This is a genomic window from Bradyrhizobium sp. WSM4874 (genome assembly GCF_055811835.1).
Genome location: NZ_JBVVPR010000003.1, coordinates 252,854 through 266,138 on the forward strand (window position 1 = coordinate 252,854; position 13,285 = coordinate 266,138).

16 protein-coding genes are annotated in these 13,285 nt (G+C 64.0%); 6 read left to right on the plus strand and 10 right to left on the minus strand.

The annotated features are described in order from the left end of the window. Positions 1-56: 56 nt before the first annotated feature. Positions 57-422, minus strand: coding sequence for a hypothetical protein (locus AC0L3P_RS04975; RefSeq protein WP_275167819.1), 366 nt, complete (start codon positions 420-422; stop codon positions 57-59). A gap of 369 nt (positions 423-791) precedes the next feature. Between AC0L3P_RS04975 and AC0L3P_RS04980 the strand changes: the two genes are divergently transcribed. Continuing rightward, a complete protein-coding gene (locus AC0L3P_RS04980; RefSeq protein ID WP_275167758.1) occupies positions 792-1,031 on the plus strand; it encodes a YjiS-like domain-containing protein in 240 nt (79 codons plus the stop codon). Between the two features lie 103 nt (positions 1,032-1,134). Here the strand turns inward: AC0L3P_RS04980 and AC0L3P_RS04985 are convergent, their stop codons facing one another. From AC0L3P_RS04985 to AC0L3P_RS04995, 3 genes are read right to left on the minus strand one after another with little or no spacing between them, the layout of a single operon-like run. Continuing rightward, entirely contained in the window at positions 1,135-1,635 is a 501-nt protein-coding gene (locus tag AC0L3P_RS04985) for a GlcG/HbpS family heme-binding protein (RefSeq protein WP_473301152.1), read from the minus strand. A 29-nt stretch (positions 1,636-1,664) separates the two neighbouring features. Next, complete coding sequence (locus AC0L3P_RS04990) at positions 1,665-2,324, minus strand: hypothetical protein (RefSeq protein WP_275167759.1); 660 nt, start codon at positions 2,322-2,324, stop codon at positions 1,665-1,667. Between the two features lie 15 nt (positions 2,325-2,339). Then, positions 2,340-3,248: a DUF1259 domain-containing protein gene (locus tag AC0L3P_RS04995; RefSeq protein ID WP_473301153.1), complete on the minus strand. Its 909-nt coding sequence runs from the start codon at positions 3,246-3,248 to the stop codon at positions 2,340-2,342. 527 nt (positions 3,249-3,775) lie between these two features. On the opposite strand from AC0L3P_RS04995, the gene AC0L3P_RS05000 reads away from it, so the two are divergent. Then, positions 3,776-4,828 (plus strand): Cj0069 family protein, encoded by a 1,053-nt coding sequence (locus AC0L3P_RS05000; protein ID WP_473301154.1) that lies wholly within the window; start codon positions 3,776-3,778, stop codon positions 4,826-4,828. A gap of 21 nt (positions 4,829-4,849) precedes the next feature. Here the strand turns inward: AC0L3P_RS05000 and AC0L3P_RS05005 are convergent, their stop codons facing one another. The 3 genes from AC0L3P_RS05005 to AC0L3P_RS05015 all read right to left on the minus strand — a co-directional run bounded on the left by AC0L3P_RS05005 (position 4,850) and on the right by AC0L3P_RS05015 (position 7,888). Then, complete coding sequence (locus AC0L3P_RS05005; RefSeq protein ID WP_473301178.1) at positions 4,850-6,031, minus strand: MFS transporter; 1,182 nt, start codon at positions 6,029-6,031, stop codon at positions 4,850-4,852. Positions 6,032-6,146: 115 nt separating this feature from the next. After that, a complete protein-coding gene (locus AC0L3P_RS05010; protein WP_473301155.1) occupies positions 6,147-7,517 on the minus strand; it encodes an NAD(P)-binding domain-containing protein in 1,371 nt (456 codons plus the stop codon). A 53-nt stretch (positions 7,518-7,570) separates the two neighbouring features. Beyond that, on the minus strand, positions 7,571-7,888 hold the full coding sequence (locus AC0L3P_RS05015) for an ArsR/SmtB family transcription factor (protein ID WP_354056201.1): 318 nt from the start codon (positions 7,886-7,888) through the stop codon (positions 7,571-7,573). 124 nt (positions 7,889-8,012) lie between these two features. Between AC0L3P_RS05015 and AC0L3P_RS05020 the strand changes: the two genes are divergently transcribed. The 3 genes from AC0L3P_RS05020 to arsC are packed head-to-tail and all read left to right on the plus strand — an operon-like array spanning position 8,013 to position 9,470. Beyond that, positions 8,013-8,375: an ArsR/SmtB family transcription factor gene (locus tag AC0L3P_RS05020; RefSeq protein ID WP_473301156.1), complete on the plus strand. Its 363-nt coding sequence runs from the start codon at positions 8,013-8,015 to the stop codon at positions 8,373-8,375. Continuing rightward, the gene (locus AC0L3P_RS05025; protein WP_473301157.1) at positions 8,368-9,072 is read left to right on the plus strand and encodes an aquaporin; all 705 of its coding nucleotides are present in this window, start codon (positions 8,368-8,370) and stop codon (positions 9,070-9,072) included. The genes AC0L3P_RS05020 and AC0L3P_RS05025 overlap by 8 nt, the downstream gene beginning before the upstream one ends. Beyond that, the gene (gene arsC / locus AC0L3P_RS05030; RefSeq protein ID WP_473301158.1) at positions 9,069-9,470 is read left to right on the plus strand and encodes an arsenate reductase (glutaredoxin); all 402 of its coding nucleotides are present in this window, start codon (positions 9,069-9,071) and stop codon (positions 9,468-9,470) included. The genes AC0L3P_RS05025 and arsC overlap by 4 nt, the downstream gene beginning before the upstream one ends. Positions 9,471-9,482: 12 nt before the next feature. Here arsC and AC0L3P_RS05035 read toward each other — a convergent pair whose 3' ends face one another. The 3 genes from AC0L3P_RS05035 to AC0L3P_RS05045 form a co-directional block, all read right to left on the minus strand. Next, complete coding sequence (locus AC0L3P_RS05035) at positions 9,483-10,460, minus strand: tripartite tricarboxylate transporter substrate binding protein (protein WP_473301159.1); 978 nt, start codon at positions 10,458-10,460, stop codon at positions 9,483-9,485. A gap of 73 nt (positions 10,461-10,533) precedes the next feature. Further along, a complete protein-coding gene (locus AC0L3P_RS05040) occupies positions 10,534-11,439 on the minus strand; it encodes a VOC family protein (protein WP_473301160.1) in 906 nt (301 codons plus the stop codon). Between the two features lie 16 nt (positions 11,440-11,455). After that, complete coding sequence (locus tag AC0L3P_RS05045; protein ID WP_473301161.1) at positions 11,456-12,448, minus strand: zinc-dependent alcohol dehydrogenase family protein; 993 nt, start codon at positions 12,446-12,448, stop codon at positions 11,456-11,458. Positions 12,449-12,559: 111 nt separating this feature from the next. On the opposite strand from AC0L3P_RS05045, the gene AC0L3P_RS05050 reads away from it, so the two are divergent. Beyond that, positions 12,560-13,261 (plus strand): GntR family transcriptional regulator, encoded by a 702-nt coding sequence (locus AC0L3P_RS05050; RefSeq protein ID WP_473301162.1) that lies wholly within the window; start codon positions 12,560-12,562, stop codon positions 13,259-13,261. The last annotated feature ends 24 nt before the right edge of the window (positions 13,262-13,285 follow it).

Genomic DNA, 13,285 nt, shown 5'->3' on the forward strand with positions numbered 1-13,285 from the left:
GCACGTCAGTCATCGTCGCGAGCCGGCATGCCGCTCGCGTCTCGGGCTTTGCGAGATCAGATTCGAGGTGGTCGGAAAGGAGGACTGGCGCCGCGGAAGCAGACAACCTGATCGGCTGGAATGGTCAACTTGCTGGCCGTCACAGCGAGATATGCAAAAGCGACGGGCCTGACATCACCGAGCGCGATGATCCCGCCAACGCAGCAGAAGCCCATTCCGCACTTGTCGCCACCAGTGTGGGAGCCCGTTCCCTTCATGTCGGGACAACAATCGTCCATCGACATATCCGCGTCGCCGCTCATGTGCATGGTCGTCGCCATGTCGTCCGACGAGATTGCGAGGTTCGCCGCGGACGCGCCAACCGGCAACATCGCCAAGGATATGGCGATGGCGAATGCCTGGATGGTACGGACGAACTGCATCAAATATTAAATCTCACTTTCGGGCCGGAACACCGCCTCAGTAACATATTCGAGCATCGAAAACAGTCATTGATCTTGGTCAAGGGTTCGTGACCGAGGCCGGAACGGCGGCCGGGTCCGTCCCCCAGCGGACGACCGACGGTCCGACCAGCGTCAGCGGCACCGGCTCGTCTAAATTCGGCGGACAAATCCCGGGCGCAAGCGGAGCGTTCCGGGGCGCAAGCACCCGGAGGCAGCTCACGATCAAGACACGATCAGGGTCGCTTGTGCGGCAAAGACCAGCATGATAGCAACGGCCATCGGGTCAAACACAACCGCCCGACCAGCTTTCGAGCCAAGCGTTGTTTCGCTCCATTACGGAGGTGAAACATGTCTTGCGACAGCACCACTGGCTCAATCAGCACATCCAGCGCAGCCTTCGCCCCCTCTCCAAACCCTCGATGGTTCTGGAAGTTAACGCTCGCGCTGCTGGACGGCATCACACGGCGCCGCCAATACGACGAGCTTCTCGAACTGGACGACCGGCTTCTCGCGGACATCGGCTTATCGAGAACAATCGTTGGGGAAGCTCGACAGTGTTACTTCTCAGGTTGGCGTGACGATCGGTGATTGTCATATCCGCTCGATGAGCGGTCACACCTGAGCATGCGAAGGCGGCGCGTCTGCTCATCCCTGTGGATCAGACGGCCGCGCCAGGCTCGCGAAAAGGCTCTCAGAAGTCCAGCTTGTCGCGTATGGCATCAATTCCGGCTTTCGCGCACGCTTCGTCCGCGTCACCGCCCGGAGCGCCGGACACGCCGACCGCTCCGACCAGGGAGCCGCCCGCTTCAACGATCAGTCCTCCGGCGATGACGACTGCTCCGGGAAGGTTGCGAATGCCCGCCTGCATCATGCCCGGCTGGCTGATCGCATTCAGCTCGGTCGTGCTGGTCTTGAAGGAGGCAGCAGTCCACGCCTTGCCGGCTGCCGTCGAGGGCGTGTGAGGACCTGCAAAGCGGTCGCGCAACATCACTTGCGTGACGCCGAACCGGTCGACGACAGCGACTGCAATTTGGTATCCACGGGTGCGGCAGTTCGCCAGCGCAGCGCGCGCAAGATCGAGCGCCAGTTCCGGACCGAGCGATTTGTAGGCGACCAGACTTTCCTCAGCCCGTACCGGGCAGATGGACGCAATCAGCAGGGCCGTCGCGACCGACAGGCATCGAACGTTCATGGCAATCTCCGGCACAGGTGACCAAACGCCTATTTGGTCTCACCATATGTCAGATCATCGAACAGGGTCACGCTATCTGCCTTGGTCCACAGGCCGATCATGCCGGCGTCCGGAATGGTGGCGTCTTCCACCTCGAACAATTTCTTTCCGTCATAGCTCACCTTGAACCGACTTCCAGCGAAGTCGCAGCGCAGCAGGTGCCATTGCCCGGACGACACCGGCGCGCTGACGCCATAGCCGCCTTTGCGACCCACGATATCAAGTGAGATTCGAACGCCCTTGATCGTCTTGTACAGCACGACATTGTCCTCCAGTGCGTTGGCCCGCACCACGTAGTAATTATCGGCATCCTTCGCACGCCAAATAACTCCCGCCGCGCGATCCTCGGAGCCGGCGACGGCCTTGAATTTCACCTCGACGAAGCCGTCGCGGATGGCGGTATCGCGCTTGATGGCGAGGGGAAACGTCGCCCGTCCGGATTGCTTGAGAACGTTCGGCTTGCTGGGCGCCGTGGCCTCGGCCTCGACGGTCCATTTCGGCTGTCCCTTGCCGGTCATCGTCAAAGTCCACCCGCCGGGCGAACTTCCGGCAGCAGCGTTGTCGAAATTCAGGGTCTCGGCCACGGCGTTCCCTCCCACTAACAAGGCCAGCATGGAAGCCAACGCAAGCTTGTCCATGAGCTTGTCCATGAGTTTGTCCATGCATCAGCCCTTCGTGCTCGCCGTCTTGTCGATCGCCGCACGGAGGCCCTCTGCAAGCTTGACGGCGTCGTCGTTCGCCCAGAAATGCATGAAGAAGAGCCGCGGCTGTTCGTCCAGCATGTGGCTGTGCAGCGCCGTCACCTCGATGCCGTGGGTCCGAAGCGCCAGGATGACGGGGTTCACCTCGTCGCTGGTCAGCACGAAGTCGCCGGTGATGGCGGCCTTCCCCGCGCCCGTCGGTTGGAAATTGATGGCGATCGCAACGCCCATCGCGGCGACGGGGGTCAGCAACATGCCGTCTTCCGTGATAGGGTCGCGACGCTTCACGTTGAACTGGTAGACGCCGCCATTCGCTTTCCCGTTCACTCCAATGATCTGGTCGAGCTTCGCCGTGTCAAGGTCGATGGCGGGCGGCGGGCTCGCTGGTGCGGTGACCGTCAACGGGGTCTTGCTTTCGGCCAGCGCATCATGGATTGCCGAGGCCAGTTTGACGGGGTCGCCTTGTCCGGCGACGTGCATGTAGAACGTTGCCGGGCTCGCACGCAGCAAATGATTGTGCACGGCTGTGATCTCGAGCCCGCTCGCGATCATCTTCGCCATCACGGGATTGATCTCGGTCTCGAGCAGCACAAGGTCGCCCATGATCATTGCGCCGCCATGCACAGGCTTGAACGCAACCCAACCGCCGAGTGCTAGCGCCGGCTTGATGGGAACCCCGTCCAACGTCACGGAGAGATCGCTGCGGGGAAAGCCGTAACGGCGGACGTCGTCCGAGACGGCGGGCTTGCGGCCCAGGGTCTCGTCCACCTTCTGCCATTCGGCATCCTGGGCATATGCCGGGATGAAGAGGCCGAAGCGAAATGCAAGCAGACAAACACCAATGCCGACCACGGCCCAGATGATTCTTTTCATTGTGCTACTCCTCAGGCTTTGGTTTCGCTGTTTGACCCGGTCGCCGCTGTCGACGACGGACCCGCCCCAAGTGAAGTCCGGTTCGCGATCTTTCCCCTACATCACGCCCACGAGGCGCGACAAAGCGCGGGCATCAACGCGCGCAGCGGTGCTGCGATCGGCACGGGAGCCGAGCCGAAAAATCGAGCCTATCTGCCGGATGAAGTAGGGAATGTATGATGATGACATGCTGCGCCCTTGGTGATCAGGACGCGATGCTTGGGCATGTCGCCTCACGGGGAGATCGCACATCCCCGAGCCCCAAATAAAAACCCGAAGGTGGGAGCTGTCAACGGGCGCGTGCATCGGGCTGCCCACCGGAGCCGCGGGCGACCGTCACAAAGAGTTCACCGCTCCGCGGAACCGCGCCAGCCACGTCTTGAAACTCGCGAACGGGCTCGCTAGTGTCCTTTGCGTGGGGACAAAGCAGACTCCCCGTGAGGCCTCGGTCCAAGCTCTGCGCAGCACGCCATTCGTGGAGCTTGCGCATGGACACCGAACGACACCCTTCTCACCAACACACCGTCGCTATCCTCTCACGCGGCGACGCTGCCGCGCGCCGGGATGCGACGGCGCAAAACAGCCGCTTCGTCCGCGTCTTCGAAGCACTCGCCGCCGTCGGCATCGAGGCATGCCCGGCGATCTACGACGAAAGCTTCGCCGATGCGGTCCGCGAGCAGTTGCTTGCGGCCAGCGGTGTGCTCGTCTGGGTCGATCCGATCCACCAGGGCAAGACGCGTGTCGAGCTTGATCCCCTGCTGCGCGACGTCGCCGCACGGGGCGTGTGGGTCAGCGCTCATCCGGACGTCATTCTCAAGATGGGCACCAAGGAGGTACTCTATCGTACCCGCTCGATGGGGTGGGGATGCGACACGGCTTTGTATCAAACCGCCGAGGCCATGCGCGCCGAGTTGCCGACACGGCTCGCCACCGGTCCGCGCGTGATCAAGCGCAACCGCGGCAACGGCGGCCAAGGCGTGTGGAAGGTCGAGAGGCTGCTGAATTCCCCGATGATAAAGGTGCTGGACGCGACCAAGGATGGCTCCGAGGAACTGACGCTGGATAGTTTTCTCGGTCGCTGCGCCGAATATTTCGAAAATGGCAGCGTGGTCGATCAGCCATTCCAGCCACGCTTGAGCGAAGGCGTGGTGCGCTGCTATATGTCGGGCAATCGCTGTGCCGGCTTCGGCTATCACAAAGTCAAAGCCCTGGTCGACTCGCCGGCCGCCCGTTCCGAGGCGGGACCGCGCCTCTACACCTCGAACGCAGACCCGCGCTTCCAGCGGCTGCGTCGATTGATGGAAGATGAGTGGACCCCTGGAATGATGAAGACACTGGAGATCGACGAAGGCTCGCTCCCGGTCATTTGGGACGCGGACTTCCTGTATGGTCCGAAAGACACGACTGGGGCCGACGCCTACGTCCTGTGCGAGATCAACGCGAGTTCATGCTTCGCGATACCCGAGGAGGCCCTGGCAGCGATCGCGCGGACGGTGAAGCAGCGGCTTACGCAGACGCAAAGAGCGAGTTCGGCCAAATGAACCGCCGGCGGGCGCATAGCGTCATCCCGCGCTGCGGCTCGGAGACGGTTGCGCCCGCGCCCACAGCAGCGCCAACGGTCCCAGCGCGATCCCGGCGGCAAGGACGCTGAACGCCAACAGCCAACCGGTCGCGCTCTGCGGGCCGCCGGCTGCGTCGAGCGCGGCGCCGGTGCCCCAGGCGCCGACAGCCGACAGGCCGAAGCCGACCGTCGAATGCAGGGCCAGGGTCGCGCCACGATGTTCGGACACAGCCGCGGCCGACATGCCGGCGGTCAATGCGCCCGAATCGGCCGGCACGGTCAGGCCATAGACGAGCAGCAGCAGTGCGAGCACCCATGCCGGCGCCGTCGCGTTGAGCCCGATGATCAGTGCGACGCAGGCCGACGCGATCATCACGACCGTGATCGCGCGATGGCGCCCGAACTTCAGAGCGGCCTCGTTGCCGAGGATGCTGGCGGGCATCGAGATCACCGCGAAGCAGAAGCTCAGCACGACGGGGCTCAACCACGACGGCGCGCCTTGATGAGCGACGACAAAGGTCCAGAACCCGACCAGCCAGGTGCGGATGCCGTAGAGCTCGAAGCAATGGGCGCCGTAGCCGAAGATGTATCCGAGCGCCTCGCGATTGGCGAAGACGGGCGCGAAGTTCAAAAGACGTCCGGCCTTCGGCGCGGGCCGTTGCGCCTGCATCAGAAGGCACGCGACGACCATTGCGATAGGACCGAAGCCGGTGACAAGGAAAGCCGTCCGCCATCCCCAGCGGTCGGCGATCACTTGCGCGATCAGGAACGACAGGCCGACGCCGACCGAGAAGCTCGACGTGTACAGCGTGACGGCGCGGGAGGTGTCGCCGGCGGGCAGCCGGTCCGTCAGCGCCTTCAGGCCCGGCATGTAGGCGCCGGCAAATCCAAGCCCTGCCAGGGACCAGATCGCGGTCGCGGACCAAAACCCTTGCGCGAAGATTCCGAACGCGGCGGTCGCCAGTCCGCTGACGATCGAGCCCCAGAGCAGGACCAGCCGTGCGTCGATCCGGTCGGTCAACGTCGTCAGCAACGGCACGGCGAGCATGTAGCCGAACGCGTAACCGCTCGCCATCAAGCCGCCTTCGGCCGCCGACAGTCCCCACGCCGGCATCAGATGCTGCGCCAAATTCGCGGACAGCGTCACATGCGGCAGCAGATTGCCGACCTGGCCGATGCACATCACCGCGATCAGAGACCGGCCGCTCAAGTCACGAATGCTGTCCTCCCGCCCCCGGGCCGAAACGGCGCACCAACCACAATGGGCAACTCTCCGGCTTCACCTGCAAGAACCAAATTCATGAACAACCGCAGCCCGAAGCGCCGGCCTTCTTTGCCGCTTCGTCGGCGGCGCAACACGCCGTCGGTTCCTGCTTCACCGGCCCGCCGCAACAACCTGATGCGGCTTCAGTGGACTCGACGCCACCGCGCGTGCAAACGCCGGTCTCCGGCAGCACGAGCTCCACCCTTGCGGCGGCTTTCTTGTCGCCGGCGAGATCGGCCGCAATCGAGCGCACCTGTTCATACCCTGTCATCATGAGAAAGGTCGGCGCGCGGCCATACGACTTCATGCCCGCCATGTAGAAGCCGGGCTCATCGTGCGAGAGCTCGCGCGCGCCGTGTGGGCGCACCGTGCCGCAGCTGTGCTCGTTGGGATCGATCAGCGGCGCCAGCGCGACCGGCGCCTCGATGGCGGGATCGAGCCGCAGGCGCAATTCGGACAGGAACGAAAAGTCGGGACGAAAGCCCGTCGAGACGATCAGCTCGTCCACGATCACGCTTCGTCCGCCGCAACCCAAGCCGGCCGCGATCTCGAGGCGGCCTTCGGAGTCCGAGAGACGCGTGACTCCGAATTCGGCTTCGACCTTGATCTTCCCGGTGGCAACGAGCGCAGCGAACGCGCTGCCGAGCTCTCCGCGCGCAGCGAGCTTGTCATTCCGGCCGCCGCCAAACGCCTTGGCGGGATCGGCGCCGCGCAACAGCCAGATCGCTTGCGTCCCCGGCGCCTCATCCGCGAGATGCACGAGATCGATCAGCGTGCCCACCGCGGAATGGCCAGCGCCGAGCACCGCAACGGTCTTCCCGGCATATCTGGCGCGCCCGGCACCACGGACATCGGGCATGCCATAGGCGATGTGGCCGGCGCATTCACGCTCGCCGATCGCGGCCAGACCGTTACCTCCGGCTGGATTGGGCGAGAACCATGTGCCTGACGTATCGATCACGGCATCCGCGCGCAGCACTTCGGGACCTTTGCCGTTCTGATAGCGGATTTCGAACGGCACCTGCTGACGCCCCTTCGTCTTCGCCTTGTCGAAGCCGACGCGGCTGATGGCCGTGACACGGCTGGATGTCCGGATCACCTCGCGCAGTGCCGTTAGCGTCGCAAGCGGCATCAGATATCGATCGAGCAGTTCGCCACCTGTCGGATATGAGCTCGGGTCCGGCGAATTCCATCCCGTCGGCGTGAGCAGGCGCGCGGCGGCCTTGTCGATATTGTACTCCCATGGCGAGAAGAGCTGGACCTGCTGCCACTGGCGCACCGCGTGCCCCGCCTCTGGTCCGGCCTCGAGCATGACGGGCGACATGCCGCGTTCGAGCACATGCGCGGCCGCGGCCAGGCCGACAGGGCCTGCCCCAATGATGGCTACCGTCTTTGCGTCGCTCATGCCGTTACTCCCGTCATTCTAGGACCATCGAATAACTTGACCCGAAAAAATGATCAGGCCGCCGTTTGCGTGTCCTTGCATCCGACCTCGTCGGCACAGCACTCCGCCGCCAGGAAATCGACCAGGCCGCGCATCGCGTCGAAGTTCGCGTGGCAGATCAGCGTCGTTGATTCCCGGACCTGACTGACGAGCCCGACCGAGACCAGGGTCTTGATGTGATGCGATAACGTCGACGCCGGAATCTTCAGCTTGTCCTGCAGGCGGCCGACGGCCATGCCCTTGTGCCCTGCCCGCACCAAGGCACGATAGATCTGGAGTCGCGTCCGGTTGCCAAGGGCTTCGAGGCGTGCTGCTGCGTCATCGATTTTCATGGCCGCCAAGATGCGCCTGCGCATGCCAAACTGTCAAACTGTATTTCTAGAATGTTCGAAGTATTCACTCGGTCGCCCGAATTCCAGATTGACGCGCTCCCTATAATTCCATAAGTCTGGATATATGGAAACAGAAGAAGCCGTTCTGGCACTCGCCGCCTTGGCCCAGTCGACCCGTCTGGAGGCCTTCCGGACGCTGGTCCGGCACGAGCCCGACGGGCTTGCGGCCGGCGATCTCGCACGGCTGTTGGAGGTCCCTCAGAATACGCTCTCGGCGCATTTGTCGATCCTGACGCGCGCGCGGCTCGTCACCTCCGAGCGGCGCAGTCGTTCGATCGTCTACCGCGCCAATCTCAGCGAGTTTCGAGACGTGGCAGTTTTCCTGCTGCGGGATTGCTGCGAAGGGCGGCCGGAAGTTTGCGCGCCGGTCGTCGAGAGCATCCAAGCCTGCTGCTCTCCGAAACGAAAGGAGCGGAGCCGTGCCTGATCAATTCGATCTTCCGCGCCGGCTCGCGGCCGAGGCGCTCGGCACGGGCATTCTCGTCGCCGCGGTGGTCGGCTCCGGCATCATGGCGGAATCCTTGACCAGGGATGTCGCGCTTGCGCTTCTCTGCAACACATTGCCGACCGGGGCCATTCTCGTCGTCCTGATCACCGTGCTCGGACCGATCTCCGGCGCGCACTTCAATCCGGCGGTCACGCTGGTCTTCGCCGGCAAGCGCGAGCTGCCGGTGAACGACGCCGCACTTTACGTCGTCGCGCAGATCGCCGGTGGCGTTGCGGGAACGATGGCGGCGCATCTGATGTTCGGGCTGCCGCTGCTCGATTTCTCGGCGAAGGTGCGAACCGGCGGACCGCAATGGTTCGCCGAAGCCGTCGCCGCCTTCGGTCTCATCGCGACGATCCTGGCCGGGATCCGGTTTCAGCGGACTGCCGTCCCCTGGCTGGTCGGCCTGTACATCACGGCGGCCTACTGGTTCACGGCCTCGACCTCGTTCGCCAATCCGGCGGTGGCCATCGCAAGGTCGCTGACGAACACGTTCTCGGGCATACGTCCCGCCGACCTGCCCGGATTTATTCTCGCGGAGCTCTGCGGAGCCTTTGCCGCCATGCTGTTGATGAACTGGCTGCTCGGACGGCCCCAGGCGCGAGGCCCCATCCCAATCGCGGAGACTACCTCATGAGCGTCACGATCTATCATAACCCCGCCTGCGGCACCTCGCGCAACACGCTGGCGATGATCCGGCAGAGCGGCGCCGAGCCGGTCGTGATCGAATATCTGAAGACGCCGCCGTCCCGCGAAAAGCTTGTCGAGCTGGTCAAGGCCCTGGGCATCTCCGTTCGCGCGCTGCTGCGCGAGAAAGGCACGCCCTACAAGGAGCTCGGCCTTGATGACCCCAATTGGTCCGATAACGAGCTGATCGACCAGATGCTCGCGCACCCTATCCTGATCAACCGTCCGATCGTGGTGACGCCCAAGGGCACACGCTTGTGCCGGCCTTCGGAAGCCGTCATCGATCTCCTGGACCATCCCGTCGGCCGGTTCGTGAAGGAGGATGGCGAGGTGGTCGAAGCGCGATAGGCTTATTTGGGATCAGATCTTCGGGATCTTCGCCCGTTCCACCACGGCGATCCATTTGCTGATCTCGGTCTCGATCAGTTGCTTCATCTCCTCCGGCGAGCTGCCACGAACCTCGCCGCCGACGGCGGTCTCCAGACGTTGCTTGAGGTCGGGATCCCTGAGTGCATCCAGCGTCGCCGCATTGAGTGCGGCCATGATGGCGGGCGGCGTTCCCTTCGGGGCCAGCAGGCCGGCCCAGGTGCGCACGTCGTATCCCTTGATACCGGCTTCCTGAACCGTCGGCACATCGGGCAGCAATGCGGTACGCGTCGGCGAGGTCACCGCCAGACCGCGGATCGCACCGCCCTGGATCTGCGCGGCGAGCAGGACCGGCGTGCCGACGATCACCGGAACCTCTCCGCCGAGCAGTGCTGTGACCGCTTGAGAATCGCCGCGATAAGGCACGTGCACGATCTCGACGCCGGCGGCTGCGTTCAACAGCTCTCCTGCGAGATGGTGCGTGCTGCCGAAACCGACCGATCCGAAGGAGAGCGCACCAGGCTTCTGCTTTGCCATGGCGACGAGCTCGCCCAGCGATTTAGCCGGATAATCGCTACGCACGGCGATGACGAGCGCGTAATAGACCAGCGTCGAGATCATCTCGAAGCTCTCGGCCGGCTGGTAGGCGAGGCTCTTGTAGGTCGCCGCGGAAATTGCGTGAGCGCCGGTGACGAGCCCGATCGTGTAGCCGTCGGGCGCCGCTTTCGCGATGGCGTCCGCGGCGATGTTGCCGCCGGCGCCAGGCTTGGCCTCGACGATGATCGGCTGCCCTAGCTTTTTCGAGAGCCCGTCGGCGATGATGCGCGACAACGTGTCGGCCGCGCCGCCGGCGGCAAATCCATGCAGCAGCCGGATCGGACGCGACGGATAATTGTCCGCCGACGCCGGGATGGTTGCGAGACAACCGCCAAACAGAAAAATCGCCGCAGCAAGCCGCTTCATCCTTCGCATGGATGCGTCCTCCCTTTGATTGTTATGTCTTGGCCGCGACGAGGCGGCGTTCTTCAAGTCGAGTTTGAGTCCGCTAGCGGGCGAACTCGGTGCATTCAGGCGATGGCGGCAGACCCCAGACATCGCGCGGCAGCCCGACCCAGACCTTCGGCCGCTGCGGACGATCGCGGTGCCAGGGGCGCGGGTCGAAATAGCCGAGCTCTTCATCGATCATGCGATCAAGATCGTAGAACAGCTCGACCAGATGCCCATCGGGGTTGCGGTGATAGACGGCGGTGTTATGTCCGGGGCCGTGACGGACCGGGCCCCAGAGGATATCGAGCTTGTGGCGCGCCAAATGATCGCACGCCTGCTGCATGTGGGCGGCGCCGCGCAATTCGAATGCGAGATGATGCAGGCCGCGGGCGGGACCACGCGCGAAATTCAGCGTGTGATGCTCGTAGCCACTGCGCATGAAGACGAAGCGGTCCTCGACCCAATCGGAGACCCGCAAACCCATGACGCTTGCGCAAAACTTCGACGTCGCAAGCGGATCGGGCGTGCGAAGGGCGACATGGCCGAGCTTGGTGACGGCAAGCGCACCGATCCGCTCCTGCGCAGGCGTCGGCGTCCAGCCCTGGATCAACTCGAAGCGCGTGCCTTCGGGGTCGCTGAACGACAGCGATTTGGAAACGCCTGGCAGGGGATCGCTTTGCAGTTCGGGCCGCAGATCGGCCTGCTTCAGCGCGGCGCCCAGCGCCTCGATCTGGACATCAGGAGATATCTCGAAGGCGATGCTCGTCAGCGCCGCGTCGCCGGGTTCGATCACCAGCGAAAGCTGTTCGGAATCGCTGGCGAGGAAGATGCGGTTGCCGTCGCGGCCGGCGAGGCCGAGACCGATCACGGCCCGGTAATAGTCGAGCAACCGCTCGGGATCGGGCGAGGCGAAGGTCGCGTGCCGGAGCCGGGTGAAGCGTGCAATGGGTGCTTGTGTCGTCATCGTGCAATCCACCCCCTCATGGCGTCATGATGATCTTGCCGAGCGCGGAGCCCTGCTCGAGCAGCGTGTGGGCCTGTCTGACCTCGTCGAGCTTCAGGACCGCCGAGATCGCCGGCTTGATCGCATTGCGGCTCAGCGCATCGATCACGTTGCGCATCAGTGCGCGACGCCCGTCGCGATCGTGGTCGTAGATGTGGAAGGAGAAGCAGCGGATCGCCGGGCAGATGTCGAGATGGTCGCGCATCGCCGCCATCAGGTTTTCTTCCGGCAATCCGGCGAAGGCGTTGTAGGACAGCAGCGTCCCCCATTTGCCGAGTGCGCCGAGATAGCTGGTGAACTCGGGTCCACAGACGTGATCGAGCACGAGGCCGACGCCCTCGCTATTGGTCAGCTCGCGGGTCCGCGCCACCACGTCTTCGCGGCGGTAGTAGATGATTTGATCGGCGCCGTTGCCCCGCGCGAATGCGGCCTTCTCTTCGGTGGAGACCGTGCCGATGACATTCATGTGCGCGAGCTTGGCGAGCTGCACCAGCGCGGTGCCGACACCACCCGCCGCCCCGATCACCAGCACGCTCGCCGGTGCGCCCGGATGGCGGCACTCGTGCAGCAGCGCATAAGCGACTTGGTAGTTCGACAGGCACACGGCCGCTTGCAGATCGACATTGTCGGGCAGCACATGAATAGCGTCCGCGGGCGCGACCACAGAGTCGGCGTAGCAGCCGCCGCGCTGCGACAGGTCGCGCGCGCTCAGCAGCACCTTCTGGCCGATCGCAAAGCCCTCGACGCCGGACCCGAGCGCGGCAATGCGGCCGGCGACGTCGTTGCCGGGATTGGCCGGCAGCGGCGGCATCCATTTGTAGACGCCACGCCGGATCAGCACATCGGGCTGCCCCACCCCGAATGCTTCGGCGCGGATCTGCACCTGGCCGGGTCCGGGCATAGGCACCGGAAGCTCGACCAGTTCGAGTGCATCCGGTCCACCCGGCTGACGCACCAGCACCGCTCTCATGATGTCACACGCCTCCCAAGCCGCATTTTCGAAAATCATACCGTTTACGAAAATTATTGCAAGATGGTCGTTTGCGCGGCATGTTGAGCCATCGATTCAATGACAGAGACCATGTCCGAAAGCGCCATTCGCCCCCGCAAGGAATTCGGCAAGACCGTTGCCGCCGACATCACTCATCGGCTGCGCGAGGAGATTATTGCCTGCGCGCTTCCGCCCGGCGAGCCGCTGCGGTTCGATGTCCTGCGCGAGCGATTCGGCGTCAGCTTCACGACGCTGCGCGAGGCACTGACGGCGCTTACCGCCGAAGGCCTGGTCGACGCGCAGGAGCAGCGCGGATTTCGCGTGGCGCCAGTCAGCCGTCAAGACCTGGTAGAAGTCACCGATGCGCGGGTGCTAATCGAGGTGGAATTGATCCGCCGCGCCATCGAGCGGGGCGACGATGATTGGGAAATCGCCGTCATCTCGACCCTTCACAGATTGAAGCGAATCGAGCAGCGCGATCCCGAACATCCACTGCGTGATCCCGAGTGGAAGATCGCCCATCGCCAGTTCCACCAGGCGCTGGTCTCCGCCTGCGGCTCCGCGACGCTGCTGGCGATTCGCGCCGAGCTGTTCGACCGCGCCGAGCGTTATCGGCATCTGTCGGCCAATTTCCGGCCGCGTCCGCGCGACAAGGCCGGCGAGCACCAGGCGATCATGCAGGCCGCCATCTCGCGCAATCCGGATCTCGCGGTGCAGCTAATCGAGACGCATATCCGCTCGACCGCCGACAACGTCGCGACCTACGCCGCGCACCTGCTGAATACCGAATAGGCTGCACCGGCTTTTTATCGGGGC

Coding starts and splice junctions, on each gene's coding strand:
- AC0L3P_RS04975 (WP_275167819.1), bottom strand. CDS start 422: ATGCAGTTCGTCCGTACCATCCAGGCATTCGCCATCGCCATATCCTTG.
- AC0L3P_RS04980 (WP_275167758.1), top strand. CDS start 792: ATGTCTTGCGACAGCACCACTGGCTCAATCAGCACATCCAGCGCAGCC.
- AC0L3P_RS04985 (WP_473301152.1), bottom strand. CDS start 1,635: ATGAACGTTCGATGCCTGTCGGTCGCGACGGCCCTGCTGATTGCGTCC.
- AC0L3P_RS04990 (WP_275167759.1), bottom strand. CDS start 2,324: ATGGACAAGCTCATGGACAAGCTTGCGTTGGCTTCCATGCTGGCCTTG.
- AC0L3P_RS04995 (WP_473301153.1), bottom strand. CDS start 3,248: ATGAAAAGAATCATCTGGGCCGTGGTCGGCATTGGTGTTTGTCTGCTT.
- AC0L3P_RS05000 (WP_473301154.1), top strand. CDS start 3,776: ATGGACACCGAACGACACCCTTCTCACCAACACACCGTCGCTATCCTC.
- AC0L3P_RS05005 (WP_473301178.1), bottom strand. CDS start 6,031: ATGTGCATCGGCCAGGTCGGCAATCTGCTGCCGCATGTGACGCTGTCC.
- AC0L3P_RS05010 (WP_473301155.1), bottom strand. CDS start 7,517: ATGAGCGACGCAAAGACGGTAGCCATCATTGGGGCAGGCCCTGTCGGC.
- AC0L3P_RS05015 (WP_354056201.1), bottom strand. CDS start 7,888: ATGAAAATCGATGACGCAGCAGCACGCCTCGAAGCCCTTGGCAACCGG.
- AC0L3P_RS05020 (WP_473301156.1), top strand. CDS start 8,013: ATGGAAACAGAAGAAGCCGTTCTGGCACTCGCCGCCTTGGCCCAGTCG.
- arsC (WP_473301158.1), top strand. CDS start 9,069: ATGAGCGTCACGATCTATCATAACCCCGCCTGCGGCACCTCGCGCAAC.
- AC0L3P_RS05035 (WP_473301159.1), bottom strand. CDS start 10,460: ATGCGAAGGATGAAGCGGCTTGCTGCGGCGATTTTTCTGTTTGGCGGT.
- AC0L3P_RS05040 (WP_473301160.1), bottom strand. CDS start 11,439: ATGACGACACAAGCACCCATTGCACGCTTCACCCGGCTCCGGCACGCG.
- AC0L3P_RS05045 (WP_473301161.1), bottom strand. CDS start 12,448: ATGAGAGCGGTGCTGGTGCGTCAGCCGGGTGGACCGGATGCACTCGAA.
- AC0L3P_RS05050 (WP_473301162.1), top strand. CDS start 12,560: ATGTCCGAAAGCGCCATTCGCCCCCGCAAGGAATTCGGCAAGACCGTT.